The following is a 26,461-nucleotide window of genomic DNA, read 5'->3' as shown; positions in this document are numbered from 1 at the left end:
GTCGGCCCGTCGAGAAACTTGTGGGTACGGATCAGGCGGCGCGCAGGGCCGGGCCGGCGGTGATGGCCCGCGAACCCCGCCCGATGGCCACGGTGCCGGACTGGACCATCTCCTTGATGCCGAACGGCTCCAGGTCGCGCAGCAGCGCGTCGAGCTTGTCCGGCGTGCCGGTGGCCTCGATGGTCAGCGTGTCCGGCGCGACGTCGACGACCCGGGCGCGGAACAGGCCGACCGTCTCCAGCACCTGGGCGCGGGCGGTGCGGTCCGCGCGCACCTTGACCAGCAGCAGCTCCCGCGCCACCGACACCTGCGGGTCCAGCTCCACGATCTTGAGCACGTTGACCAGCTTGTTGAGCTGCTTGGTCACCTGCTCCAGCGGCGAGGACTCGGCGTTGACCACGATGGTGATGCGGGAGACGTCCGGGTTCTCGGTCTCGCCCACGGCGAGGCTGTCGATGTTGAACCCGCGCCGGGAGAACAGCCCGGAGACCCGGGCCAGGACACCCGGCTTGTTCTCCACCAGCACGGACAGCGTGTGCATCGTCATCTAGAGTTCGTCCTCGTCGAACGCGGGGCGCACGCCCCTGGCGAACATGATCTCGTCGTTGCTGGTGCCGGCGGCGACCATCGGCCAGACCATCGCGTCCTTGCCGACCACGAAGTCGATGACCACCGGCGCGTCGTTGATCGCCATGGCCGCCTCGATGGTCTTGTCCACGTCGGCGGCGTTCTCGCAGCGCAGCCCGACGCAGCCGAGCGCCTCGGCGAGCTTGACGAAGTCCGGGATGCGGTGCTTGTGCGTGCCCAGCTCGGTGTTGGAGTAGCGCTCCCCGTAGAACAGGGTCTGCCACTGCCGGACCATGCCGAGGTTGCCGTTGTTGATCACGGCGACCTTGATCGGGATGCCCTCCAGCGCGCAGGTCGCCAGCTCCTGATTGGTCATCTGGAAGCAGCCGTCGCCGTCGACCGCCCACACCGTGGTGTCCGGCTTGCCGACCTTGGCGCCCATCGCGGCCGGGACGGCGTAGCCCATGGTGCCCAGGCCACCGGAGTTGAGCCAGGTGTGCGGCTTCTCGTACGAGATGAACTGGCTGGCCCACATCTGGTGCTGGCCGACGCCCGCCACGTAGACCGCGTCCGGGCCGGCGATCTCGCCCAGCCGCTTGATCACGTACTGCGGGGAGAGCGTGCCGTCGGCCGGCTCCTCGAAGCCGAGCGGGTACCGCTCGCGCAGGTCGTCGAGCTGGGCCCACCAGTCGGTCAGGTCGGCCGGCGGGCGGGCGGCCTGCTCGGCGGTGACGGCGGCGATCAGCTCGTCGATCACGTGCCGCGCGTCACCCACGATCGGGACGTCGGCGTGCCGGTTCTTGCCGATCTCGGCCGGGTCGACGTCGGCGTGCACGACTGTCGCGTCCGGCGCGAACGAGTCCAGCTTGCCGGTCACCCGGTCGTCGAAGCGGGCGCCCAGCGCCACGATCAGGTCGGCCTTCTGGAGGCCGTAGACCGCGGCGACGGTGCCGTGCATGCCGGGCATGCCCAGGTGCTGGCGGTGCGAGTCGGGGAACGCGCCCAGCGCCATCAGCGTGGTGACCACCGGGATGCCGGTCTGCTCGGCCAGCTTGCGCAGCCCCTCGGTGGCGCCGGCCTTGAGCACGCCGCCGCCGACGTAGAGGACCGGACGGCGGGCACCGGTCATCAGCCGGGCCGCCTCGCGGATCTGCTTGCCGTGCGGGTGCAGCGTCGGCCGGTAGCCGGGCAGGTCGAGCGTGGGCGGCCAGGAGAACGTCGCCGGCGCCTGGAGCACGTCCTTGGGGATGTCGACGAGCACCGGGCCGGGCCGGCCGGTCGCGGCCAGGTGGAACGCCTCGGCCAGCACGCGGGGGATCTCGTCGGCGGTCTGCACCAGGAAGTTGTGCTTGGTGATGGGCAGCGTGATGCCCTGGATGTCCGCCTCCTGGAAGGCGTCGGTGCCGATCGACGGCCGGGCCACCTGCCCGGTGATCGCCACCACCGGGACCGAGTCCATGTACGCGTCCGCGATCGGCGTCACCAGGTTCGTCGCACCCGGGCCGGAGGTGGCGATGCAGACGCCGACCCGGCCGGTGGCCTGCGCGTAGCCGGTGGCCGCGTGCCCGGCGCCCTGCTCGTGGCGGACCAGGATGTGCCGGACCGTGGAGTCGTAGAGCGGGTCGTAGGCGGGCAGGATCGCGCCGCCCGGAATGCCGAAGACCACGTCGACGCCGAGCGCCTCCAGCGACCGCACGAGCGAACCGGCGCCCGAGACCTGCGCGGTGGCGGGCTCCCGTACGGGCGTCTCGGTGGTGGCGGCCGCCGGGACGGCACGGCCGGGGCGGGCGGCGGGGTCGGAGTCACCGGCCGCGCCGGTGCCGGAGCGGGCACGGCGGGCGGAGTGGGCGAGGGTCTCTGGCGTGGGTCTCGTCATGGCGGTTCAAGCCTTCGGAAGTGAGTGGGTGACGCGCTTCTCAGGATGGGACGGGGAGGTCCCGGCGATGGTCCGACGGCAACAAAAAAGCCCACGTGCAGGATGCACGGGGCCAGCGCACTCTCGGTGGGAGAGTGCGCTCAGGTAAGTACTCGCGGCGACCGGTTCGACGACATGCGGCTAAGCCTGACGCATCTCACGCGATGAGTCAACTGATCCCACATTTTGGTTCACGGACGTGGGCGCGTCGGCCGTCGCGACCCCCTCCGCGCCCGGTGCCACCTGCGACGACCCCTCCATCGAGGGACGCGGGGCGGGCGGATTGTTGCGCAGCCGGGGCAGCAGCGGCGACGGGGCGCGCGCCGGCGCGGGCGGCGGCGCCGGCGGCATCGCGGTGTGCCGGTTGCCGGGCGCCGTGGCCGCCTCCAGCATCGCCTCCAGGTGCTCGGCCGGTACGCCCCAGCCGAACAGTGCGCCCTGACCGAACCGGCACCCGGCGGCCACCACCGCGGCCAGCTCGGTCGGGTTGGTGACGCCCTCGGCGATCACCTCCAGCCCCAGCTGGTGCCCCAGACGCATGACGATGTCGACCATCGGGGCGAACGCCGGACCGTCCCGCCCGACCGGCCGCACCGGCTCGTGCTCGGCGACCAGGCTGTGGTCGATCTTGAGGATGTCGATCGGCAGTCGCCGGAGCTGGCCGAGCGACGAGTAACCGGCGCCGAAGTCGTCCAGCGCGATCCGGACGCCGGTCAGCCGCAGCGCGGTGAGCCGCCGGATCAGCTCGTCCAGGTCGGTGGCGACCGCGTGCTCGGTCACCTCCAGCACCAGCCGCTGCGGCGGCACGTGGTGCGCGCGCAGCGCGTCGGCGACCTGGACCACGTATTCCGGGGCGTGCAGCTCGCGCGGCGACACGTTCACCGACACCCAGACGTCATGCCCGTCGGCCAGCCAGCGGGAGAGCTGGTAGCAGGCCTGGTGCAGCACCCACGCGCCGAGCTTGGCGATCATCCCGCACTCCTCGGCGAGCGGGATGAACTCGTCCGGCCGGACGTTGCCCAGCTCCGGGTGCCGCCAGCGCAGCAGCGCCTCCGCGCCGACCGGCCGCACCGACGGCAGCGAGGCCACCGGCTGGAAGACCAGCCGCAGCTCGTCCCGCTCGATCGCGCCGCGCAGCTCGTGCTCCATCCGGGTACGCCGGCTCAGCAACTGGTCGTACGTGGCGTCGTAGCGCTCGATCCGGTTCTTGCCGCGCTGCTTGGCGTAACGCAGCGCCAGGTCGGCGTTGCGCAGCAGCAGTTCGACGTCCTGCTCACCGTGCCCGGCGGCCACGCCGATGCTCACCGACAGGAAGACCGGCCCGTCGCCCTGCTCGTACGGGCGGCCGAGCACCCCGAGCAGGCGGTCGGCGACCGGGCCGGGCTCGGCCGACCCGTGCATGAGCACCGCGAACTCGTCGCCGCCGAGCCGGGCGGCCAGGTCACCCGGGCGCAGGTTGCCCCGCAGCCGCCGCCCCACCTCGATCAGCACCGCGTCGCCGACGTCGTGCCCGCGCATGTCGTTGACGTTCTTGAAACCGTCGAGGTCGAGCCCGAGCAGCACGCACGGCACGCCCGCCTCGGCACTGCGGTGCAGGGCACGCAGCAGCCCGCGCCGGTTCGCCAGCCCGGTCAGCGGGTCGGTGTGCGCCAGCTCGCGGAAGTGCGCCTCCCGCTCGGCCAGCCGGATCGCGTAGCCGCGCACGTCGTTGAGGGCGAGGTACTGCCGGGTCACCAGGGCGAACCCCTCGACCGTGCCGGCCACGATGGCGTACCCGTCGAACCCGCCGCCCTGCACCAGGTGGTAGATCGCGGAGGCGGCCATGGCGAACATCGGCACGAAGGCGTACTCGCCGTCGCGGCGGATGAAGTCGACGTCGAGCTGCGTCAGGTCGGCCCGGCGCCCGGCCACGGCGGTGGCCAGCAGACCGGCGGCGGTCAGCACCGCGCCGGTGAGCACCACGCCCGGACCGGCCTGGCAGAGCCCGGCGGACACGGCCAGCCCGCCGGCCGTCACCGCTGTCGCGCCGGCGGCGAGCAGCGTGAGCCACCCGCGCGGCGGCGCGACCCGCAGCACGACGATCACTGTGAGCCCCGTGGTGAGCGCCGCGCTCACGGTGGCCAGCACGATCGGCAGGCAGGCGGCGGGGGTGGCGTCACCGAGCAGCCGGGTCGGTTCGCTGAACGCCACCCAGCCGACGAACCAGAGCGCGCTGCCCATGATCAGGCCGTCGAGCAGCAACCGGGCGGTGGCGGCCCGGGTCGCGGCGGCGCCGGGCAGCCGCAGGACGGCGGCGCCGAGGCCGAGCGCGGCGAGCGTCGTACCGGCGGCGACGAGGACCGCCCACCCGGTCCGCTGGCCCTGCCGGTGCGCCCAGTGGTCACCGGCGGCCAGCAGACCGCCCAGGCCGACCAGGAGGCTGAACAGAGCGGCACCGGCGGCGACCGCGAGCAGCAGGTGAGCCGGCCGGCGGGGGCCGGTGCGGCGCCGCACCGACGCGACGAGCAGCACGGCGGCACCGGCCGCGGTGATCCCGCTCAACACCGCGACGGTGACCATCCCCGGGGACGACTGCACGCGTCAACTCTGCCGGATGAGCGCCTCCCGTGGGGGACCGGGTGTGCAACTGTTGGGACACAGGGTTCGTGCGGCGGAGTCGCCGCGCGGATGGTGTCAGACTGGTTGTCATGCCTGAGCTGCGGTCGAGGACCTCCACCCACGGTCGGACGATGGCCGGCGCCCGGGCCCTCTGGCGGGCCACCGGGATGACCGACGACGACTTCGGCAAGCCGATCGTCGCCATCGCGAACAGTTTCACCCAGTTCGTACCCGGTCACGTCCACCTCAAGGACCTCGGTGGCCTGGTCGCCGACGCGGTGGCCGAGGCCGGCGGCGTCGGCCGGGAGTTCAACACGATCGCCGTGGACGACGGCATCGCCATGGGCCACGGCGGCATGCTCTACTCGCTGCCCAGCCGGGAGCTGATCGCCGACGCGGTGGAGTACATGGTCAACGCGCACTGCGCGGACGCCCTGGTCTGCATCTCCAACTGCGACAAGATCACCCCGGGGATGCTGCTCGCCGCGCTGCGGCTCGACATCCCCACCGTCTTCGTCTCCGGCGGCCCGATGGAGGCCGGCAAGACGGTGGCGATCGAGGGCGTCGTCCACTCCAAGATCGACCTCATCGACGCCATGATCGCCTCCTCGAACGAGGCGGTCACCGACGACCAGCTCGGCGAGATCGAGCGCTCCGCGTGCCCGACCTGCGGGTCCTGCTCCGGCATGTTCACCGCCAACTCGATGAACTGCCTCACCGAGGCGATCGGCCTCGCGCTGCCGGGCAACGGGTCGACGCTCGCCACCCACGCCGCGCGGCGGTCGCTGTTCGTCGAGGCCGGACGCACCGTCGTCGAGATCGCCAAGCAGTGGTACGAGAAGGACGACGCCTCGGTGCTGCCGCGCTCGATCGCCGGCCGGGAGGCGTTCGAGAACGCGGTCGCCCTCGACGTGGCGATGGGCGGCTCCACGAACACCGTGCTGCACCTGCTCGCCGCCGCCCGCGAGGCGGAGCTGGACTTCGGCGTGACCGACATCGACGCGATCTCCCGCCGGGTGCCGTGCCTGGCCAAGGTCGCCCCGAACTCGCCGAACTACCACATGGAGGACGTGCACCGGGCCGGCGGCATCCCGGCCATCCTCGGCGAACTGGACCGCGCCGGGCTGCTGCACCGCGACGTGCGCGCGGTGCACTCCCCCAACCTGGACCGGTGGCTGGCCGACTGGGACGTCCGTGGCGGCTCGGCCACGCGAGAGGCGGTCGAGCTGTTCCACGCCGCGCCGGGCGGGGTGCGCACCACCGAGCCGTTCTCCACCACCAACCGCTGGTCGTCGCTGGACACCGACGCGGCCGGCGGCTGCATCAGGGACCGGGAGCACGCGTACAGCGCGGACGGCGGCCTGGCCATCCTGCACGGCAACCTCGCGCCGGACGGCTGCGTGGTGAAGACCGCCGGTGTGCCCGAGGAGTGCCTGACGTTCCGCGGCCCGGCCAAGGTCTACGAGTCGCAGGACGACGCGGTGACAGCGATCCTCGCCAAGGAGATCGTCGCCGGGGACGTGGTGGTGATCCGCTACGAGGGCCCGAAGGGCGGCCCCGGCATGCAGGAGATGCTCTACCCCACCTCGTTCCTCAAGGGCCGTGGGCTGGGCCGCTCCTGCGCGCTGCTGACCGACGGCCGGTTCTCCGGCGGCACCTCCGGCCTGTCCATCGGGCACGTCTCCCCGGAGGCGGCCTCGGGCGGGCTGATCGCGCTGGTCCGCGACGGCGACGAGATCGTCATCGACATCCCGGGCCGGTCGATCGAGCTGAACGTGCCCGCCGACGAGCTGGAGGCACGCCGGGTGGCCGAGGAGAAGCGGGACCGCCCGTACACCCCTGTCGACAGGCAGCGCCCGGTGTCGGCGGCGCTGCGCGCGTACGCGTCGATGGCGACCTCGGCCAGCGACGGCGCCTACCGTCGCGTCCCCGGGTGACGTAAGGAAGGGCCCCCTCTTAACGCCTCCGGTAGAGGAGGGGGCCCTTCTTAACGCCAGCGCGCCGGTAACCTCCGGAAGGGTGGACGAGGAGCTGGAGCAGGGCATCGTGCCCCGCCTCGCCGACCTGGTCGGCCGGGTGCTGACGCACGCGCAGGCCACCGGCGGGCCGGTGTTCCGGGCGATGTCCCCGCCGTACGAGCCGGAGGGCGCCTCCCCGGCGCTGCTGCTCGTCACCCGGCCGGGCTCGCTGCGCCACCACCGCACCGACGCGCACCGGGCCGCGTGGCGGGCCGCCGCGCTGACCGCCGAAGGGATCCGCGCGCTGCCGGACGGCCCGGAACGCGCGGCGATCGAGGCGGACACCGACCGCCGCGACGGCCCGGCGTACGCGGTCCTCACCGAGGCCGAGCGGTGGGAATTGCTGGCCGGCCTCGCCGCCCTCCCCAACCAGCGACCGCCAGCCCACGCGACGGGCGCGTCAGGACTGGGTGGGGTCCTCGTCGGCCGGTGCGGTGCCGTCGATGGGCAGGCCGAACTCCGCGGGTGAGTTCTCGTCGGTGCCGTCCAGGTCCGCGTGCGGGTCCTCCGGGGTGACGTCGCCGGGGTCGGCGCCACCGGCGTGCAGTTCGGACAGCTCAACCGGATCAGTCATGCCGTCCTGGTACCCGGCGTGCGCCGCCCGAACCCGCCGGTCCGCCGGAACGTCGGCGCGGAGGGCGGGCGGCGGCGATGACCACCGCGCTGGTCGCCCGGGGCGCACCCGCCCCGATCGCGACCCTCGCCGGTGAACTGGGCGTCCTGGCGTTCAAGCGCGGCTACGCCGAGTGGTCCGAGAGCGAGGGCGCCGAGGACTCACTCGCGCCGTACGCCCTTGCCGCCCTGGACGAGCTGCGGGCGGCCACCGCCGCTGGGCTAACTCGACCAGTGCGGGTCGGGAGCGCGACGGCGAGAGGGTGGGATCACTCGTCGGCGCGGTTGGAGGAATCAGAGCCGCGGGACGTTCCTTGGGTGTCGAACTCGGGGCTGTCCTGGGAGGAGATGGCGGTGGAGACGAGGCTGGAAGCGACCGGCTGAACCGGGATCACGTCCTCCGACGTACGCAGCCGGGGCGGCGCGGGCATCCACGGCTTGAGGTTCTGGATGATCTGCTCGTAGAAGTCGTCGACCGCGTGCAGCACGGAGTCGATGAAGGCACCCCTACCACTGCCACGCTTGGTTCCCGCAGCCGTGCTCTGGGCGATACGGAATGCCCGCAGTTCGCGCGAGGGGTCGGTGATGAGCGTCGTCGGTTCGGCGCGTACCTGGCGGAGGAGATCGGTGGCGCCACCGCCTCGGGCATGCATGGCGAATGCCTCGATCCGGACCGTGTCCGGCGCGTCCTTCAGCTGACGGACCAGCCAGTTCACCCGGGTGGTCGGCCGGCCCGACCGGGGAGCGTCGACATCGACGTGGCAGACGATCTGCCCGGCCCGCAGATCGGCCGTCACGTGAAGGTGCCCGACCGCGCCCGGAATCCGGATGCTGCCGCTCAGGGTGCCGGCACTGGCGAGTTGGTTGGCAAGCGACTGGGTGCGTGCGGCCGGATCGGCGAGGTCGCGGCGGCTCAGCGCGGGAGTCACGTCGGTGCCCAACTGTCGGCCGAGCCGGAGGCACGCGTAACGGATCAAGGCGTCGAAGCGCCCGGCGACCTGTGCCGCCGCACCGTCGCCGGCCCGCAGTGTCCCGGCCGACACCCCGTCCCGCACCTGCACCCAGGCCGGTCCCATATCGCTGAACTCGAGAGCGCCCGAACGCGGGTGTTCGAGGTACCGGATCAGCTCGCCCAGAACCCATGCCTGATCCAGGTCTGCGACGCCGCGGTATTCCTTCTGAATCACGGCCTGGGTCAGGATCTCCGTCCAGGGCAGGTGATACAGGGCGACCTTCCGCAGTTTCCGGCGATCGACTGTCGTCGGATGCTGCCCCGGGACGGGAGCGATCTCGTTCGAGATCGTGATGAGGGCGTCGAAGCCCTGTTCCCGCGCGATGTCCAGGTAGGCCTCCAACTGCTCGGATCGCAGCGGGTTACTGCCGGTCTTCACCTCCACGAGCGCGGTCCATCGGCGCTGCCCCCTGGTGACGCGGATGAGGCCGTCCGGGAAGAGTTGCTGGTTTCCGAGTTTGAACGGAACCTCGATGAAGGTCTGCACGACTCCGGCCGGCGCGCCGACGGACTGGGTCAGGACGCGCCCGAACTCCCGGACCGCGCTCATCACGGCCAGCAGGGCGGAGGTCGCCCGGCGTTCCTGCTCCTCGGCGCCGTTGATACCCGAGGTGGGAATCAGACGCGCCGCGAGCCAGGTTTCCTCAGACATAAGTGACCCCTCGTGAATCGGTGGTACGAGAAGTTACTCGCGAGCCCGGCTGGAAAGCAGCGCGACAATTGGCGCGTACGAACGGAAAGAGTTGACCGGTCGGATGTCGAGCGATCCATCCCGGCCGAGCCCGAATGCCGGACGGATACGCCGTCTCATCAGTTCGGCTTTTGTCGGCTTCTCAGTCCGATACCTGACTGCGAATGGCGCGGGCCGGTTCAGTGGCTCGGGCGGTGTCGTTCCAGGCCGTCGAAGAGCAGGTCGAGGGTGAACTCGAACTCGGTCTGAGAATCGCACCAGCCGAGGGTCGGATCCGCCACGTCGTGCACCTCGGCGGCGACCATGGCGGCCAGGTGCGGCAGCCGTTCGGCCAGCGCCACCAGCTCGGCCTCCGCCGCGTCCACGTCGGCCTCCCCGCCCGCGTCCGGCCGGAACACCTCCTGCGCGAAGCCGAGCGCCAGGCTCCCGAAGGCGTGCAGCGCCCGGTGGGCGATCCGGTACGAGAAGCCGCCCTCGACGAGGGTGGCGAGGATGCCGTCGTAGTAGGCGTACACCCCCGCCGGGACTGCCGGGCGGGAGCTGAGCAGCGCCGGGGCCCACGGGTGCCGCAGCATGACCGCACGCGCGGCGAGGAAGCGCAGCCGCAGCCGGGTACGCCAGTCACCGCCGGGCGCGTCCGCCTCGGCCCGCTCGGCGGCTGAGGTGATCTCCGCGGCGACGGCGTCCACGAGTCCGTCGAGCAGCCCGGCCTTGCCGGGCAGGTGGTGGTAGAGCGACATCGCCTCGACGCCGAGTTCGGCGGCGAGCCGGCGCATCGTGAGCGCCGCCATCCCCTCGGCGTCCACCAGGGCGATCGCGCTGGCCAGGGCCCGCTCGCGGCTCAGCGGCTCCCGAGGCTTCCTCGCTCCCATCCGGCTTCCCATCTCCCTTGACCTTACAACGTATGGTTGGCCTTACGATGTAAGGCGACCCGGCCACGGCACGTCGACCACCCCCGAGGAGCCGCCATGCACCAGCTGATCCGCACCGCCCGCGTGACCGGGCTGTTCTACCTCGGGCTCGCCGTCACCGGCGCGCTGGGGTTCCTCACCGTCCGTCCCATGATCTTCGACGCCGACGACGCGGGCACGACGCTCGCCAACCTGGTGGCCCACGAGTCGCTGGCCCGGGTCGGCATCGCCCTCGAACTGCTCGTCGTCCTCACCCAGACGCTCACCGCCGTCTGGTTCCACCGCCTGTTCCGTACCGTCGACGGCACCGCCTCGGGCAGCATCGCCGCCTTCGGGCTGGTGAACGCCGTCGCGATCCTCGGCAGCGCCGCCGTCCTCGCGACGGCCCTGCAGGTCGCGACCGCCGGGCCGGGCGACGCCGACACCGTCCAGTTGCTCTACCTGGTCAGCGGGAACCTGTGGGAGGTGGGCGGGCTCTTCTTCGGCCTCTGGCTGGTGCCGATGGGCTGGTGCGTGCTCCGGTCGGGCTGGCTGCCCCGGCCGCTGGGCTGGGTCCTCGTCGCCGGTGGTGCCGGCTACGTGCTCATGACGTTCGTCGCCTACCTCGCCCCCGGCGCCGGCCTCGCCGGCGACCTGCTGGTGGTTCCCGCCACGGTGGGGGAGTTGTGGATCCTCGGCTACCTGATCGTCTTCGGCGTGCGCAGGCGGGCACTCCAAGGGACCGAAGCCTAGGCGGGGCTCGCGGCGAGGGCGACACCCCGGGCGTACCGGATGGCGGCCGGGGTGTCCGCGAACACCAGGCCCTCGCGGCGCAGCTCGTCGGCGACGCCGAGCGTGCTGAGCACCTGGTCGTGGCCCGGGGTGATGCCGGAGATCAGCACGGTGATCCCCCGGCCGCGCAGCCGGGCGATGGCATCGCCGAGCACCTGGGCCCCGGTGGCGTCGATGGTGGAGACGCGGGACATCCGCAGGATCACCACCCGCACGTCGGCCACCTCGGCCAGCTCCAGCAGGAAGGTGTGCGCGGCGGCGAAGAACAGCGGCCCGTCCAGCCGGTACGCGACGATGTGCTCGGCGAGCAGCGCGTGTTCCTCGTCGCTGTGCTCGCCGGTGTCCAGCGGCACCTGTTCCAGCTTGGCGCTGCGGGCCACCGCGCGCAGCGCCAGGACGACCGCGACGGCGAGCCCGACGACCACTGCTGTCACCAGGTCCCAGATCACCGTGACGGCGAACGTCAGCACCAGCACCACCGCGTCGGCCCGGGTGGCCCGCATCAGCGCGAGCAGGGAGGCCGCCTCCACCATCCGTACCGTGGTGGCGAGCAGCACCCCGGCCAGGGCGGCCAGCGGGATGCGGCCGACCAGCGGGGCGGCGGCGAGCACGATCGCGGCGAGGGCGACCGCGTGGGTGAGCGCGGCGAGCTTCGAGGACGCCCCGGCGCGGACGTTCACCGCCGTACGGGCGATGGCGGCGGTCGCCGGGATGCCGCCGAAGACCGGGGAGGCGAGGTTGGCCAGGCCCTGGCCGAACAGTTCCCGGTCCGGGTCGTGCCGCTCGCCGACAGTCATGCCGTCCGCCACCGTCGCGGAGAGCAGGCTCTCCAGGGCGGCGAGCGCGGCCACTGCCAGGGCGCTCGGCAGCAGTACGCCCAGCGCGCCGAGGTCCACGAAGTCCAGCGACGGCGCGGGCAGCCCTTGCGGCAGCTCGCCGATCCGGGCCAGGTCGATCGGGGCCAGCTCGGCGAGGATCGTCGCGGCGGCCACCCCGACCAGGGAGAACGGCACGGCGGGCCGCCACCGGCCGCCGAGCAGCATCAGCGCCGCCACGCCGAGCGCCACAGCGATCGCGGCGGGCCGGGGGTGCGCGGCGAACCGGGCGACCGCGTCGGCGGCCACCGCCCACACCTTCTCGCCGTGCGCGGCGGTGACGCCGAGCGCGGACGGCACCTGTTGCAGCGCGATGACCACGGCGATGCCGGCGGTGAAGCCCTCAATCACCGGGGCCGGCAGGTAGCGGACGTACCGGCCGAGGCGAGCAACCGCGAGCGCGATCAGGATCAGCCCGGCCAGCGCGCCGACCATCAGCACGCCACCGGCGCCGAACTGCTGCACCACTGGCACCAGCACGACTGTCATCGCCCCGGTGGGACCGGAGACCTGGAGGTTGGAGCCGCCGAAGACCGCCGCGACTGCTCCGGCGACGACGGCGGTGACCAGGCCGGCCTGCGCGCCGAGCCCCGAGGTGACGCCGAAGGCGAGCGCCAGGGGCAGCGCCACCACGGCGACGGTGAGCCCGGCGAGCAGGTCGCGCCGGGGTGAGCGGCGCGCGGCCGCCCAGTCGGCCCGGCCGGGCAGCAGCCCGCGGAACAGCCGGCCCGCCTGCCGTACGACGTCACCGGCGCGAAGGGCAGCCGCGCTCACCGGTCCGTCCCGGAAGCCCGCAGCTCGTCCAGCAGGCCGTCCCGGTCGGTGAGGACCGCGCCGAGGATGCGCCGTCCGGCGGCGAGCAGGTCGGCCACGTCGGGGGTGCTGAGGGCGTACATCACCAGCGGGCCGTCCCGGTACGAGGTGACCATGCCGGCCCGGCGCAGCACGGCGAGCTGCTGGGAGAGGTTCGACGCCTCCACGTCGATGGCGGCGAGCAGGTCGCGGACCGGCTTGGGCTCGTCCTGGAGCAGTTCGAGCACCCGGATGCGCACGGGGTGCCCGAGGGTGCGGAACAGCTCCGCCTTGGCCTGGTACAGCGGCACCGACATGAACACCCCTTCGACGACCCTGAAGACTTTAACACTTGCAGAAATCTTCAAATCGACGGAGATGCGGGTAAGGCCCTTCAGCCGAGGTCGTTGACGCAGCGCAGCACCGGCCGGCGGGTGAGCGCGTCGGCGTCGAGCGGGCCGGGCGCACGCACCGTGAACGTCGCGCTCTCCCCCGGCAGCAGCGTCACCAGGGCCCGATCCACCTGCGCGGCCGGATCGAGGCGATCAGGGAACAGCGTCAGGTCGCGCAGCACGGTCCGGGCGGTCACCCGGACGCGCCGGCCACCGTCGATCGGCTCGACGGTCGCATCCCACTGCGCCGCCGGCCACCGAACGTCGCGGTCCTCGGCGAAGAACCACAGCGCGCGCTCCGCGGCGTCCCCGGCGTCCGCGACGAGCAGTTCGGCCCGGCCGTCGTCCGGCCGCGCCAGCTCCGCCGGCAGCGCCAGCGCCACCGAGGAGTACGCGGGGACGTCGAGGCCGACCGAGGTCTTCGCCCTCGGCTCCCCGGTGAGGGCCAGCCGGGTGACAGTGGCCGTCCCGCTCCACGCCTGGGCGGTCTCGTTCACCGCCACCAGCGCCAGCCCGCCGTCTCGCGGCTGCACCGTCAGCAGGCGGGCGGCGTATGCGCGGCGCAGCGCGTACCAGAGGGGTTTGCGGCGGCCGTCGCCGTCGATCGCCGACCAGGACGTGACCGGCCAGCAGTCGTTGAGCTGCCACACGACGGTGCCGGTGCAGACCGGCCGGTGCGAGCGGAAGTGCTCCACGCCGAGCTGGATGGCGCGGGCCTGGTTGAGCTGGGTGAGGTAGTGCCAGTCGTCGAAGTCGGCGGGCGGCGGCAGGTGGGCGTCGAGCCCGCGCCGGAGCTTGCCGTCCCCGTCGGCGGCCTTCTGGTGGTGGGTCATGCCCGGCGAGTCGTGCGTGAGCGGGTCGTCGGAGAGGGCCCGGCGCAGCGTCGCGTACGCGGGCGGCGCCTGGTAACCGAACTCGGCCACGAAGCGCGGCACGTAGTCCCGGTAACGCGTGTAGTCGTCGGTGTTCCACACGTCCCAGATGTGCGTGGTGCCGTGCGCCGGGTCGTTGGGGTGGATGTCCTCGCTGCCGGACCAGGGGCTACCCGGCCAGTACGGGACCGTCGGGTCCAGCTCGCCGACGATCGCGGGCAGCAGGTCCAGGTAGTAGCCGCGTCCCCAGGTGCGCCCGGCCAGGGGCTCCTGCCAGTCCCAGTCGTGCCAGCCCCAGATGTTCTCGTTGTTGCCGGTCCACAGCACCAGCGACGGGTGCCCGGCGAGGCGGGTCACCTGCTCCCGCGCCTCCGCCTCGACCTCGGTGCGGAACGGCTCCTCCTCCGGGTACGCCGCGCAGGCGAACAGGAAGTCCTGCTGCACCAGCAACCCCGTCTCGTCGGCGAGGTCGTAGAAGTCGTCCGACTCGTACCGGCCGCCGCCCCAGACGCGCAGCAGGTTGACGTTCGCGCCGGCCGCCTGGCCGAACCGCTCGGCGAGGCGCTCCCGGGTGACCCGGTTGGGGAACGCGTCGTCGGGGATCCAGTTGACGCCTTTGACGAACACCGGCACGTCGTTGACGTGCAGCGTGAACGGGGTGCCGTGCGCGTCGGGCGTGGTGTCCAGCCGGACCGAACGGAACCCGATGCGCCGGGACGCGGCGTCCAGCTCCCGGCCGTCGGTGCCGTGCAGGCTCACGTCGAGGTCGTACCGGGGCTGGTCGCCGTACCCGATCGGCCACCACAGCGCGGGGTCCGCGACGGTGAGCGTCACGACGGCGGTCCGCTCCCCCGCCGGTACGGCGACGTCGGCGGTGACCCCGGCGACGGCGGCGCGGACGGTCAGCGGCTCGTCGCCGGCCCGCTCGACAGCCACGTGCAGCTCCACCCGGCCGATGTCGTCGGCCACCGTGACGATCGGCCGCACCGACGCGAGCCGGGCGGTGGACCAGGCGTGCAGGCCGATGTCCTGCCAGATGCCGGCGGTGACGAGCGTCGGCCCCCAGTCCCAGCCGAAGTTGCAGGCGGTCTTGCGGATGAAGTGGAACGGCTCCGGGTACGCGTTGGGCCGGTCACCGAGCCGGTCCCGGTGCGCCTCGGCGTACCGGTAGGGGGAGTCGAAGCGTACGGCCAGGGTGTTGCCGTCCGGGCGCAGCAGCGCGCGGACGTCGAAGCGGTACGAGCGGTGCTGGTTCTCGGTGCGGCCGACCTCGACGCCGTTGAGCGTCACGGTGGCGACCGTGTCGAGCCCGGCGCAGACCAGGTCGACCCGGTCCCCGGCACCGGGTTGCCCGGCGAACGTGGTCTCGTAGACCCAGTCGGTGCGGCCGATCCAGGTGAGGCGGTTCTCGTTGTCGTCGAGGTACGGGTCGGGGATGAGACCGGCCGCGAGCAGGTCGGTGTGGACGCAACCGGGCACCGTCGCGGGCACCGCCCTCCCGGCGATCTCCGGCGGCACCGCCGGGCCGGGCTCGGCCCGCAGCGTCCACCCCTCGTGCAGCAGCGTTCGACAGCTCACGACTTCACCGCGCCTTCCATGATTCCGCGGACGATCTGACGTCCACCGATGAACAGCATGACCAGCAGGGGGACGGTGGCGATGAACGCGCCCGCGAGCACCCGCCGGTAGATCACGTAGTTGCCGCTGGCCAGGTCGGAGACCGCCACCATCGACGTCGGGTAGTCGGTGCCACTCAGCGTGATCAGCGGCCACTGGAAGTCGTTCCAGGTGGCCACGAACGTGAGCAGGCCGAGCACCGCCAGGGCCGGGCGGATCGCCGGGAGCACTATCGTCGCGTACACCCGCATGGTCGTGGCGCCGTCGACCCGGGCCGACTCGATCAGCTCGTCCGGGACGGTGTTCACGATGAACTGCCGCATGTAGAACACGCCGAACGCGGTGACCAGGCCGGGCGCGATCACGGCGAGCAGCGTGCCGTTCCAGCCGAGCTCGCCCATCACGATGTAGAGCGCCACGATGCCGAGTTGGTTGGGCACTGTGAGCGTGAGCACCACGAACAGCATCAGGACGCGGCTGCCCGTGAAGCGCAGCTTGGCGAACGCGAACCCGGCGAGCGAGCAGAAGAACAGCACCGAGGCGGTCACCACGACCGAGACGATGACGCTGTTGACGAGTGAGGCGGCGAAGTAGACGTCCTGGAGCGAGAAGACCTCGTCGACGTTGGTGAGGAAGCGGTCGCCGGGAACAACCGCCGGTGGCAGCTTCGCCAGCGCCTCGTCGTCGCTGGTGGCGATCACGAACATCCAGTAGAGCGGAAACGCGGCGAACAACATGCTCACCGCGAGCAGAAGGTAGGTCCAGAGCCCGGCCGGGGTGTCCTGTGGCGCCCGCGCCACCACGCGTCGCGTCGTCACCGGCGGCCTCCGGAGAGTCTGTTGGTCAGCAGGTAGTTGAGACCGGCGACGACCAGGATGATCAGGAACAGCGCCCAGGACATCGCGGCGGCGTACCCGAGGTTGAGGTCCTTCCAGCCGACCTTGTAGATGAGCTGGGCGATGGTCTGCCACTCGCCGTCCGGCCCGCCGGTCGCGGCCTGGGCGTTCGGGTCGAACAGCATCGGCTCGGTGAACAGCTGCAACCCGCCGATGGTGGACAGGATGACTGTGAACAGGACCACCGGCTGGATCATCGGGACGGTGATCCGCCAGAGCTGCTTCCACGGCCCGGCGCCGTCGATCGCGGCGGCCTCGTAGACGTCGCGCGGGATGGACTGCATGGCGGCCAGGTAGAGCAGCGCGTTGTAGCCGATCCACTTCCAGTTGACCATGGTGGCGATGGCGATCCAGGCGTGCAGCTTGTCCGCCCGCCAGTCGATCGGGTCGTCCGGGCCGCCGATGCCGAGCAGGCCGAGCGCCCAGTTCGCCATGCCGAAGTCGCGGGAGAAGAAGACGCTGAACACCATCGTCGAGGCCACGATCGGTGTCACGTACGGCAGCAGCACGCCCACCCGCCACCACGTCTGCGCCCGCAGCCTGCGGTTGAGCAGCGACGCGACGAGCAGCGCGAGCAGCAGTTGCGGCACGGTGGAGAGCAGGAAGATGCCGAACGTGTTGTAGAGGGCGTTCCAGAAGTCCTCGTCGGCGAACAGGCGGCTGAAGTTCTCGGCGCCCGCCCAGTACGGCAGCGTCGGGTCGTCCAGCCGGTAGTTGCGCAGCGACACGACCGCGTTGAACAGCAGCGGGAACAGCCCGAACACGAGGAAGAGCAGGAAGAACGGCGCGATCATCAGGTACGGCATGTAGCGCATGTCGAAGCGGTACAGCCGGTCGCGCCAGCTCATCCGCCGGTCGCCGCCGCCGGTGCGGCCGGGCTTGCGCTCGGGTGGGCGGCCGGGTGGCGCGGGCGCGGCACGGGTGCTGGACATCGGTTCACTCCAGGGCCGGGAGATCGGACGGTGACGGGACGGACCGGGCCGCCCCGTCACCTGTGACACGTCAGGACTTGGCGGCCTTCTCGGCCTCCTTGACCGCCTCGGACCAGGCGGCGCCGGACTTGAGCGACTTGTTCTCCACCCGCCGGATCACGTTCTCCACCGCCACCCGGGTCGGGCCGTTCCTCCGGCCCAGGTACTGCGGGGTGAGACCCTGCGCCATCTTCGGGAAGATCTGGCCGACCGGGGCGTCGTTGAAGAACGGGTTCTTGAAGTCGGCGATCGCCGGGTCGGTGTAGAGCGCCGGTTGCGACGGCAGGTTGCCGACCTTCTTGAAGATCTCGATCTGCTGCTCCGGCGCGACCAGCCAGGTCAGCAGCTTGTACGCCTCGTCGACGTTCTTGCCCTGCTTGGGCAGCGTCAGGAAGGAGCCACCCCAGTTGCCCCCGCCACCCGGTACCGCGGCGATGTCCCACTTGCCCTCGGTGCCTGGTGCGGTGTCCTTGATGTGGCCGAGCATCCAGGCCGGGCAGGCGAGCACCGCGAACGCGCCGCTGGTGAAGCCCTTGTCCCAGTCGGCCTGGAAGCTGACCAGGTTGGCCGACAGCCCGGCGCCCACGGCCTTGACCGTGTAGTCGAACGCCACCTTCGGGCCCTGCTCCATCCGGAGCTGGTCCTGCTCGTCGTAGAAGCCGACCGGCTGCTGGCCGAGGATCGGGTTGAACAGGTTGGTGCCGGCGTCGATGAACTTCTTCTTCGTCGTGGCGGTGTACTGCTGGCCGACCTCGACGAACTTGTCCCACGTGGGCCAGAGCGCCGACACCTGGTCGCGTTCGGTGGGCAGGCCGGCGGCCTTGAACAGGTCGGTGCGGTAGCACATCGCCAGGCCGCCGACGTCGGTGCCGAGGCCGATCTGTGTCTTGCCGTCGGCCGACAGCGACTGCTTCCACTTCCAGGGCAGGTACTTGCTCTCGTACGAGCCGGCGCCCTTGTCGAGCAGGTTGACGAACTTGTCGGACTGGCTGCGGAACTGGACCATGAAGCCCTCGTCGATCGCCGCGATGTCGGGCGCCCCGTTGCCCGCGACCAGCTTCTTCTGCAGGTCCTCGTGCTGGGCGTTGTACTCGCCCGAGTTGAGCTGGATCTTGACGTTCGGGTGCTCGGCCTCGTACTTGGCCTTCAGATCCTGAAGCCCGAAGTCACCCCAGAAGTTGATTTTCAGCGTGACCTGACCACCGGCCGAGTCCGAGCCGCCGGTGGTGCTCCTGCCGCTACAGGCGGCGATCATGACCAGGCTGACGGCACCGACGGCGGCCACGCGCGCCAGGTGCGTCCAGGACCGTCTCATGTCATCCTCCGCGCCGAATGGGAACGCTCCCGATATCGAGGAACGTTGACTGAACCGGATAAGTGAGGCCACCGTACGGTTCACCTTGAGGGCTGTCAACGGGCGGTTACCGATGTGCCCATCCGGTAACCTCGCCCCCGCTCACGGCTACGGTTCGGGGCCGTCCACGGCAGGTGCCCGGTGATCGGCGCTCTAAGCTGAACCGCACAAGCGACGGCCGCCCGAGCCCGTCCACCGCCACCGCCGGTGGCACCCGGGACCGGCGGCGCGTGCAGTAGCGTCACCAGACGCCGGTGACCCGGCGACCGAGAGCGCCCGCGAGGGCCGGACACAGTGGAGGAACGCTTCGGTGAAGCGGCCGACCATCGCCGACGTCGCCCGGCGCGCCGGGGTCTCCAAGGGCGCGGTGTCGTACGCGCTCAACGGCCAGCCCGGTGTCTCCGAGGCGACCCGGCAGCGGATCCTCGCCATCGCCGCCGAGATCGGCTTCCGTCCGAGCAGCGCCGCCCGCGCGCTGTCCGGCGCCACCGCCAAGGCGGTCGGGCTGGCGCTGTGCCGCCCCGCCCGGATACTCGGCATCGAGCCGTTCTTCATGGAGCTGATCAGTGGCGTCGAGGCCGAGCTGTCGGCCCGCTCGTACGCGCTCACGCTCCAGGTGGTCAGCGACCAGGAGGCCGAGATCGCCGTCTACCGGCGGTGGTGGGCCGAACGCCGGGTGGACGGCGTGCTCGTCTGCGACCTGCGCACCGACGACCGGCGGGTGCCGGCACTGGAGGAACTGCAACTGCCGGCGGTGGTGATCGGCGGCCCCGGGCACACCGGCGGCCTGGCGAGCGTCTGGGCCGACGACGCGGCGGCCCTCGTCGAAACCGTGGAGTACCTGGTCGCGCTCGGCCACCGGCGCATCGCCCGGGTGGGCGGGCTGCCCTCGCTGCTGCACACCGAGATCCGCACCGAGGCGTTCACCCGCGTGTGCCGGCGGCTCGGGCTGGACGAGGCGACCACCGTCTGGTCCGACTACACGGGTGAGGAGGGCGCGCGCGCCACCCGCCGGCTGCTCAGCTCCACCGGCCGCCCCACCGCGGTGATCTACGACAACGACGTGATGGCGATCGCCGGGCTCTCGGTGGCCCAGGAGATGGGCCTCACGGTACCCGGCGACCTGTCCATCGTGGCCTGGGACGACTCGCCGCTCTGCCGGCTGGTGCACCCGCCGCTCACCGCGCTGGGCCGGGACATCCCCGCGTACGGCGCGCACGCCGCCCGGCGGCTCCTGGCCGTGATCGCGGGCGAGCCGGCAGCCGTCGTCCAGGACGAGACGGCGCACCTGACGCCGCGTGGCAGCACCGCCCCACCTCGTACGACGGCCCGCTGAACCGGTTCAGTTCACCGGGCGGTGGACGGGTACTCCTCGAACCACGCCTCGACCCGCTCGGCGGTCGCCGGGCGGGCCAGCGCGAAGCCCTGGCCGTACCGGCAGCCGGCCCGCCGAGCGCCGGCCACCTGCCCCTCCGACTCCAGCTCCTCGACCACCAGCTCCACGCCGAGCCGGTCGGCCAGGTTCGCCACCACGTCGATCAGTGGGCGCTGGCCGTCCCCAACCGGGCCGACCAGGTGCGGACCCACCTTGAGCAGGTCGATCGGCAGCCGTCGGAGCTGTGCGAGCGAGGCGTGCTCGGCCCGGAAGTCGTCGAGCGCGATCCGCACACCGATCGACCGCAGGCCGGCCAGCCGGGCCACCACTGTGGACAGCTCCGCGCCCACCACCGGCTCGGCCACCTCCACCACCAGCCGTTCCGGTGCCACGTCGTACGCGGCCAGCGCGGTCGCGGTACGCGCCACGAAGTCCGGCGCGGCCAGCTCGCGCGGCGTCACGTTGACCGCCATCCACAACTCACGGCCGCCCTCCGACCAGGCGGCGAGCTGGCGGCAGGCCCGGTCCAGCACCCATCGCCCGATCTCGCCGGTCAGGTCCAGGTCGGCCGCCACCGGCAACAGCTCCGCCGGAAGCACGGTGCCCAGCGCCGGGCTGCGCCAGCGCAGCAACGCCTCCGTACCCACCGGCGTCCGGTCGGCGAGCGCCACCACCGGCTGGTAGACCAGGTCCAGCTCACCGCGCGCCACCGCACCGGGCAGCTCCCGCTCCAGATCCAGGCGGCGGACCAACTGCTCCTCCAGGTAGGCGTCGTACCACTCGACCCGGTCCCGGCCGAGCTGCACCGCCCGGCGGCGGGCCAGGTCCGCCTGCCGCAGCACGTCCTCCGGATCGCCGCCGCTGGTCTCGGCCAGCCCGACGCTCACCCTCAACCGGGCGAGACCGCCGGGCCGGGGGTACGGCTCGACCAGCGCCGCCAGCAGCCGCAGACCGAGCGCGTACGCGAGCACCGGCCCCCGGTCGGTGAGGACGGCGTACTCGGTGTCGCCGAGCCGGGCGACCAGATCCTGCGTCTCGGCGCCCGCCCGCAACCGGCGTGCGGCCTCGGTCAGCACCGACCCCTCCAGCATCGCGCCACCCGTGCCGTGCAGGTCGACGACGAGCAGCGCGCCGCCACTGCGTTCCGCCATCGCCCGGACCAGATCCGCGCGCGTCAGCGGCACGGGCTCCACCGGCCGGGAGTCCGGTCCGAGCCGACGCCGCAACCACGCCTCGCGGGCCGCGAGCCGTTGCACCCGGCGGCGCTGGTCGGCGGCGGCGAGCAGTTCACCCACCATGATCGGCGGAATGACGGCCAGGCCCAGGGCCATCGCGGCGGTACTGAACTCCCCCGCCGCCCCCAGGTGGATCCCGGCGGCCAGCGCGGCGATCCCGGCCGGCGCGGTGAGGCGGGGCCAGGCGGCCGGCGCCGCGTCCCGGCCCGGCCGCTCACCGCCCGAGGTACGCCGGGCGCCTGCGACGGTGAGCAGCGCCCCGGCCACCAGCGGCGCCGCGACGAGCGGCAGCGCCCGGTCCGGCGCGTCGTACGCCAGCAGCACGACCAGTAGCGTCAGCCCGCCGAGGATCAGGGCGGCCCCGGCGTGGCAGCGCGCGGCGCCCGGCCGGCGGCGGCGTTCGGCGACGGCGGCCACCGCGAGCACGGCGAGCACCACCGCGCCGCCCGCCGCGACGACCCCGGCGACGGCCGGGACCGGGCCGCCCGGCAGCAGCATCCAGCCCGCGAAGACCAGGCTGACGCCGAGCGCCAGCACGTCGACGGTACGGCGCACCAGCTCCGGGCCGGACAGCCGAGATCGGCCGGGCAGGCGCAGCAGGGCCGTCACGTGCAGCGCCCCGGTGAGGCACAGCCCGGCCAGCGCGACCGGCAGCCGGTGGGCGGCGTCGCTCAGCGGCAGCACCGCGACGGTGAGCCCGGCGATCAGGACGGCGCCGTCCAGGATGGCGGCGACCCGGCGGGACAGCGCAGCCCGGCGAGCCCGCCGCCCGGTCCCCGGGCCGAGCGCCGTCGCGCCGTGCGTTCCAGCGAGGTCCGGCGCTTCGCCCGTCGGCGCGGGGCGGTCCGTCGGCGCGGGACGGTCGGTCGGCGCGGGACGGTCGGTCGGCGCAGGACGGTCGGTCGGCGCAGGACGGTCGGTCGGCGCGCGGTGGCCGGTCGGCGCGGGACGGTCCGTCGGCGCGGGACGGTCCGTCGGCGCGGGACGGTCCGTCGGCGCGGGACGGTCCGTCGGCGCGGGACGGTCGGTCGGTGAGGCGGCTCCGGCCAGCCAGGCGAGCCGGACGCAGGCGAGGGCGAAGCCTCCGGCGACGGCGAGCGCGGCGGCGGCCGGGCCGGGCAGGGTACCGGCGACGCCGCTGAGGAGGAAGGCCGTGCCGGTGAGCGACACGGCGACATCGGGCAGGACTGATCGCCGACGGGGAACGGCGGGAGGGGGGACGGGCACGGCGGTCGCCTTCGTGAGGGGGCACGGGGCGGTGCGGTTGCGGTACGCGGTACGACGTGCGGGGGCGGGACGGGAACGCATCGGCGGGGGCCGCTGCGGCCACGCCTAGAAACGATCCCGGAAGCGCCCGGTGACGTCACCGGCACAGTGACGTCCGTCACATCAGCAGACGCCAAGCCCCAGACCACGCCCAAGATCGACGCGCCCGGACCCCGCGTCACCCCTCCGCCCGAGATCTTGGAAGGAAACGCCCCCCGGAGAGGCCCAACGCTTCCAAGATCTCCAAATCGATGGAGATCTTGGTACCGGACCGCCCCGCGAGGGGCGGAACCGTACCAAGATCGGTGGCGGGCAGACCGAGGGCGGCCGGCTCGACCGAGGGGGTGGGGACGCCGCGGGGTGGCTTGGACCGGCCGGGTGGGATCATCGGGGGGTGAGCCGCGCCGATACCGTCCGTTTCCGTCACAACCAGGCCATCCTGGTCGCCGCGATCGTCGCCTTCGTCGGCGCGCTGCCGCTGGCCTCCGCCCGCTGGTGGCTGCTCTGGGTGCTGCTCGTACCGCTCGCCGTCGCGGTCTGGGCGTGGCGGGCCGGCACCGACGCCGACGCCCGGGAGCTGCGGCTGCGGGCGCTAGCCGGGCAGCGCCGGGTGCCGTGGAACCGGGTCGCCGAACTCGCCGGGGATTCCCGCGGCCGGGCGGTGGCGCGGCTCGACGACGGCGAGGTGGTGATGCTGCCGGCGGTACGCGCCACCGAACTGCCCCGGCTGATCGCGGTCACCGGGCAGGAACCACCGGACGCCGACGGCGATCAGTAGGCCGGCGATCGGTAAGCCGGCCATCAGTAGCCGTCGACCACCCGGTTCGTCAGCTCCTCACCGGCCGCGTACCGGCGCAACTGCTCGCCCACCAGGCGGTACGCGCGGGGCAGCAGCCCGCGTACCGAGCCGGCGACGTGCGGGGTGAGCAGCACGTTCGGCAGTTCCCACAGGGGGTGGTCGGCGGGCAGCGGCTCCGGGTCGGTGACGTCCAGCGCCGCGCGCAGGCGGCCCGAGGTCAGCTCGGCCACCAGCGCCGAGGTACGCGCCACCGGCCCCCGGGCGGAGTTGACGAGCAGCGCGCCGTCAGGCATCGCGGCGAGGAAGCGCTCGTCGACCATGCCCCGGGTCTGCTCGGTCAGCGGCACCAGGAGCACCACCACGTCCGCCTCGGGCAGCAGCGCGGGCAGCTCGTCCACCCCGTGCACGCCCTGGTCGGGTCGGGGCGTACGGGCCACGAGCGTGAAGCTCACCTCGAACGGGGCGAGCCGGTCGCGTACCGCGGTGCCGATCGAGCCGGCGCCGACGATCAGCACCCGCTTGCCGGCCAGTTCGTCGGTGGGCGCCACCTCGTCGTACGCCCACTCGCGCCGGGCCTGCGCGCGGGCCAGCGGCGCGAATCCGCGCAGCGAGGAGAGGATCGCGGCGACCACCCATTCGGCGGTGGGTGAGTCGTGCACGCCCCGGGCGTCGCAGAGCGTCACGCCGTCGGGGATCCGCCCCACCCAGGCGTCCGCCCCGGCGGAGAGCAGTTGCACCACCTCGACGTCGGGCAGCTCGGCGAGGAGCGTCCCGGCGTCCGGGCCGGACAGGAACGGCGGCACCCAGAACCGCACCCCCGACGGGGACGACGGAAGCCGCCGCGGGTCGTCCAGCAGCTCCACTGTGACGCCGGGCGGCAACTCGCCGAGCAGCCGGCGGCCTTCGGGGTGCGGGATCCATGCCTTCACGACCGCCGACGATATCGGCCCCGGCCGGGCGGTGCGGCGTGGGTCGTGACGAACACCCCGCCGGGGGTCCGTTGACAGTCCGGCGGGGTATAACCGAGGACGGGGTGCCGGTCGGGCGTTCCCGGTTGCTGAGGGCGGTGGCGATGAGCGAGCACGGCCGAAGACGGGTGTCCGTGCCGATTCCGGCGCTCGCCGACTCCGACCGGTTGCGTTCACTCGACGAGACCCGGCTCGACGCCGTACCGGACGAGGCGTTCGACAGGTTCGCGCGTCTGGTCGGCGACCTGCTGGACGTGCCTGTCGCACTCGTCTCCCTGGTGGACGCCGAGCGCCAGTTCTTTCCCGGCGCGACCGGCCTGCCGGAGCCGTGGGCGGCCCGCCGGGAGACGCCGCTGAGCCACTCGTTCTGCCAGCACGTCGTCGACATCGAGATGCCGCTGGTGCTGCCCGACGCCCGTCTCTACCCCCGGGTACGCCTCAACCTGGCCGTCGAGGACCTGGGCGTGGTGGCGTACGCGGGCATGCCGCTGACCGACCTGGACGGGCGGGTGCTCGGCTCGCTCTGCGCGATCGACAGCAAGCCCCGGGCCTGGACGAAGGAGCAGTTGCGGACGCTCGCCGACCTGGCCGCCGCGTGCTCCTCGGAGCTGCGACTACGTATCGCGGTCCGCGGTGCCGAGCAGGCCCGCCGCCGTGCGGAGGAGGCGCACGACCGGCTCGCCATGCTGGCCGGGATGAGCGAGATGCTCGGCGGCACGCTCGACGTGGCAACCGCCGTCGACCGGCTCGGGCACGCGATGGTGCCGCTGCTCGCCGACTGGTGCCTGATCACGCTCGTCGACCCGGCCGGGCGGCCGCGCACCGTCACCGGCGTACACCGGGACGCCGCGCGCGGGGCCGATCTGGCCCGCTTCGCCGAGCTGCTGACCACCGGGCTCAGCGCGGAGTCGCAGATCCGGTCGGTGCTGCGTACCGGGCGGCCGGTGGTGCGCGCAGTGGCCGACCTGGACGACGTGGCGCGCGGCACGACGCGCCCGGAGCTGGTGCCGCTCGCCGACCGGCTCGGCATCGGTTCCCACCTGACAGTGCCGATCACCGCCGCCGGGGACCGGGTGATCGGGGTCGTCACGCTCGTCAACCGTCAGGGGCGGCGCGGTTTCGACGCCAGCGACCTGCGCACCGCGCAGGACATCGGGGTACGTGCCGGGCAGGCGGTCGGCAACAGCCGTCTCTACGGGGAGCAGCGGCACGTCGCCGAGGTGCTCCAGCACAGCATGCTGCCGAGCCTGCCGGCCGTGCCCGGGATCGAGCTGGCCGCCCGCTACCTGCCGGCCGCCGACCGGGTGGAGGTGGGCGGCGACTGGTACGACGCGTTCGTCCAGCCCGACGGCGAGCTGATCGCCGCGATCGGCGACGTCGCCGGGCACGACATCGAGGCGGCGGCCACCATGGGCCAGTTGCGCAACCTGGTGCGGGGCAACGCGTACGGCCGGGACGATCCGGTGGAGGATCTGGTCGCCCACCTCGACCAGGCCATGGGCGGGCTGCGGGTGCCCACCGTCGCCACCGCCGTGCTGGCCCGGGTCCGCCCGGCCGACGACGGGCTGGCGGTCTCCTGGTGCAACGCGGGGCACCCGCCGCCGTTGCTGGTCCGCGCCGACGGCACGGTCTCGGTGGCGGAGGGTCGCGGACCGCTGCTCGGCCTGGCCCGGCCGCCCCGGCGCACCGGCCGGACGCTGACCCTGGCCCCCGGCGACACGCTGCTGCTGCACACCGACGGGCTGATCGAGCGCCGGGACCAGCCGATCGACGAGGGGCAGGCCGATCTGCTGACCCACCTCGGCGCCGGCGGGCCGGGCGTGCCGCTGGACCTGCTCTGCGACCGGCTGCTCGCCGCGGCGCAGCAGTGGGAGGACGACGTCGCCCTGCTCGCGCTGCGGGCCGGCTGACCGGCACTCCCCCGAACGGCCGGACGCGGACAGGCGTGTGCGCG

Annotated in this window: 20 protein-coding genes; 6 read left to right on the top strand and 14 right to left on the bottom strand. The window is 72.9% G+C overall.

Translation table 11 applies throughout. The features are described 5' to 3' along the window. Positions 1–31 precede the first annotated feature (31 nt). The 3 genes from ilvN to O7622_RS10740 all read right to left on the bottom strand — a co-directional run bounded on the left by ilvN (position 32) and on the right by O7622_RS10740 (position 5,059). Positions 32–547: an acetolactate synthase small subunit gene (gene ilvN, locus O7622_RS10750; RefSeq protein ID WP_018786257.1), complete on the bottom strand. Its 516-nt coding sequence runs from the start codon at positions 545–547 to the stop codon at positions 32–34. Further along, positions 548–2,443: an acetolactate synthase large subunit gene (locus O7622_RS10745; protein ID WP_282313218.1), complete on the bottom strand. Its 1,896-nt coding sequence runs from the start codon at positions 2,441–2,443 to the stop codon at positions 548–550. A 180-nt stretch (positions 2,444–2,623) separates the two neighbouring features. Then, positions 2,624–5,059, bottom strand: a complete 2,436-nt coding sequence (locus tag O7622_RS10740) for a bifunctional diguanylate cyclase/phosphodiesterase (protein ID WP_282313217.1) — start codon at positions 5,057–5,059, stop codon at positions 2,624–2,626. 110 nt (positions 5,060–5,169) lie between these two features. On the opposite strand from O7622_RS10740, the gene ilvD reads away from it, so the two are divergent. Together ilvD and O7622_RS10730 are read left to right on the top strand one after the other, a co-directional pair. Further along, on the top strand, positions 5,170–7,017 hold the full coding sequence (gene ilvD, locus O7622_RS10735; protein WP_282313216.1) for a dihydroxy-acid dehydratase: 1,848 nt from the start codon (positions 5,170–5,172) through the stop codon (positions 7,015–7,017). An 82-nt stretch (positions 7,018–7,099) separates the two neighbouring features. Continuing rightward, on the top strand, positions 7,100–7,567 hold the full coding sequence (locus O7622_RS10730) for a hypothetical protein (protein WP_282313215.1): 468 nt from the start codon (positions 7,100–7,102) through the stop codon (positions 7,565–7,567). Here the strand turns inward: O7622_RS10730 and O7622_RS10725 are convergent. The 3 genes from O7622_RS10725 to O7622_RS10715 form a co-directional block, all read right to left on the bottom strand. Next, positions 7,499–7,672 (bottom strand): hypothetical protein, encoded by a 174-nt coding sequence (locus O7622_RS10725; RefSeq protein ID WP_282313214.1) that lies wholly within the window; start codon positions 7,670–7,672, stop codon positions 7,499–7,501. The two genes, O7622_RS10730 and O7622_RS10725, sit on opposite strands and share 69 nt — an antisense overlap. A 307-nt stretch (positions 7,673–7,979) precedes the next feature. Then, positions 7,980–9,374, bottom strand: a complete 1,395-nt coding sequence (locus O7622_RS10720) for a stress response protein (RefSeq protein WP_282313213.1) — start codon at positions 9,372–9,374, stop codon at positions 7,980–7,982. A gap of 218 nt (positions 9,375–9,592) precedes the next feature. Then, positions 9,593–10,297, bottom strand: a complete 705-nt coding sequence (locus O7622_RS10715) for a TetR/AcrR family transcriptional regulator C-terminal domain-containing protein (protein ID WP_282313212.1) — start codon at positions 10,295–10,297, stop codon at positions 9,593–9,595. Positions 10,298–10,381: 84 nt separating this feature from the next. Here O7622_RS10715 and O7622_RS10710 point away from each other — a divergent pair, with 84 nt between their 5' ends. Next, positions 10,382–11,056, top strand: a complete 675-nt coding sequence (locus tag O7622_RS10710) for a DUF4386 domain-containing protein (RefSeq protein ID WP_282313211.1) — start codon at positions 10,382–10,384, stop codon at positions 11,054–11,056. Here the strand turns inward: O7622_RS10710 and O7622_RS10705 are convergent. The 6 genes from O7622_RS10705 to O7622_RS10680 form a co-directional block, all read right to left on the bottom strand. Beyond that, a complete protein-coding gene (locus O7622_RS10705) occupies positions 11,053–12,744 on the bottom strand; it encodes a SulP family inorganic anion transporter (RefSeq protein WP_282313210.1) in 1,692 nt (563 codons plus the stop codon). The genes O7622_RS10710 and O7622_RS10705 overlap by 4 nt on opposite strands. Continuing rightward, entirely contained in the window at positions 12,741–13,079 is a 339-nt protein-coding gene (locus tag O7622_RS10700; RefSeq protein ID WP_282313209.1) for a metalloregulator ArsR/SmtB family transcription factor, read from the bottom strand. The genes O7622_RS10705 and O7622_RS10700 overlap by 4 nt, the downstream gene beginning before the upstream one ends. A 77-nt stretch (positions 13,080–13,156) precedes the next feature. Next, positions 13,157–15,604, bottom strand: a complete 2,448-nt coding sequence (locus O7622_RS10695; RefSeq protein WP_282313208.1) for a glycoside hydrolase family 2 protein — start codon at positions 15,602–15,604, stop codon at positions 13,157–13,159. After that, positions 15,601–16,461 carry a carbohydrate ABC transporter permease gene (locus O7622_RS10690; protein WP_282313207.1) on the bottom strand — a complete coding sequence of 287 codons (861 nt, stop codon included), beginning with the start codon at positions 16,459–16,461 and terminating at the stop codon, positions 15,601–15,603. Before O7622_RS10690 ends, O7622_RS10695 begins: the two co-directional genes overlap by 4 nt. After that, on the bottom strand, positions 16,458–17,471 hold the full coding sequence (locus tag O7622_RS10685) for a sugar ABC transporter permease (RefSeq protein WP_282313206.1): 1,014 nt from the start codon (positions 17,469–17,471) through the stop codon (positions 16,458–16,460). Before O7622_RS10685 ends, O7622_RS10690 begins: the two co-directional genes overlap by 4 nt. Positions 17,472–17,541: 70 nt before the next feature. Continuing rightward, positions 17,542–18,825 (bottom strand): extracellular solute-binding protein, encoded by a 1,284-nt coding sequence (locus tag O7622_RS10680; protein ID WP_282313205.1) that lies wholly within the window; start codon positions 18,823–18,825, stop codon positions 17,542–17,544. Between the two features lie 349 nt (positions 18,826–19,174). Between O7622_RS10680 and O7622_RS10675 the strand changes: the two genes are divergently transcribed. Then, positions 19,175–20,200, top strand: coding sequence for a LacI family DNA-binding transcriptional regulator (locus O7622_RS10675; protein WP_282313204.1), 1,026 nt, complete (start codon positions 19,175–19,177; stop codon positions 20,198–20,200). Positions 20,201–20,211: 11 nt separating this feature from the next. On the opposite strand, the gene O7622_RS10670 is transcribed toward O7622_RS10675, so the two are convergent. Continuing rightward, a complete protein-coding gene (locus tag O7622_RS10670; RefSeq protein ID WP_282313203.1) occupies positions 20,212–22,644 on the bottom strand; it encodes an EAL domain-containing protein in 2,433 nt (810 codons plus the stop codon). Between the two features lie 490 nt (positions 22,645–23,134). Between O7622_RS10670 and O7622_RS10665 the strand changes: the two genes are divergently transcribed. After that, positions 23,135–23,518, top strand: a complete 384-nt coding sequence (locus O7622_RS10665; RefSeq protein ID WP_282313202.1) for a PH domain-containing protein — start codon at positions 23,135–23,137, stop codon at positions 23,516–23,518. A gap of 23 nt (positions 23,519–23,541) precedes the next feature. Here the strand turns inward: O7622_RS10665 and O7622_RS10660 are convergent, their stop codons facing one another. Continuing rightward, positions 23,542–24,468: a 2-hydroxyacid dehydrogenase gene (locus O7622_RS10660; protein WP_282313201.1), complete on the bottom strand. Its 927-nt coding sequence runs from the start codon at positions 24,466–24,468 to the stop codon at positions 23,542–23,544. A 143-nt stretch (positions 24,469–24,611) separates the two neighbouring features. On the opposite strand from O7622_RS10660, the gene O7622_RS10655 reads away from it, so the two are divergent. Further along, a complete protein-coding gene (locus tag O7622_RS10655; RefSeq protein ID WP_282313200.1) occupies positions 24,612–26,417 on the top strand; it encodes a SpoIIE family protein phosphatase in 1,806 nt (601 codons plus the stop codon). The last annotated feature ends 44 nt before the right edge of the window (positions 26,418–26,461 follow it).

This window comes from Micromonospora sp. WMMD1076, from assembly GCF_029581475.1.
Classification (GTDB): Bacteria; Actinomycetota; Actinomycetes; order Mycobacteriales; family Micromonosporaceae; genus Micromonospora; species Micromonospora aurantiaca.
Note: the sequence above shows the minus strand (reverse complement) of the source record. Positions and strands in the feature narration are given on the sequence as shown.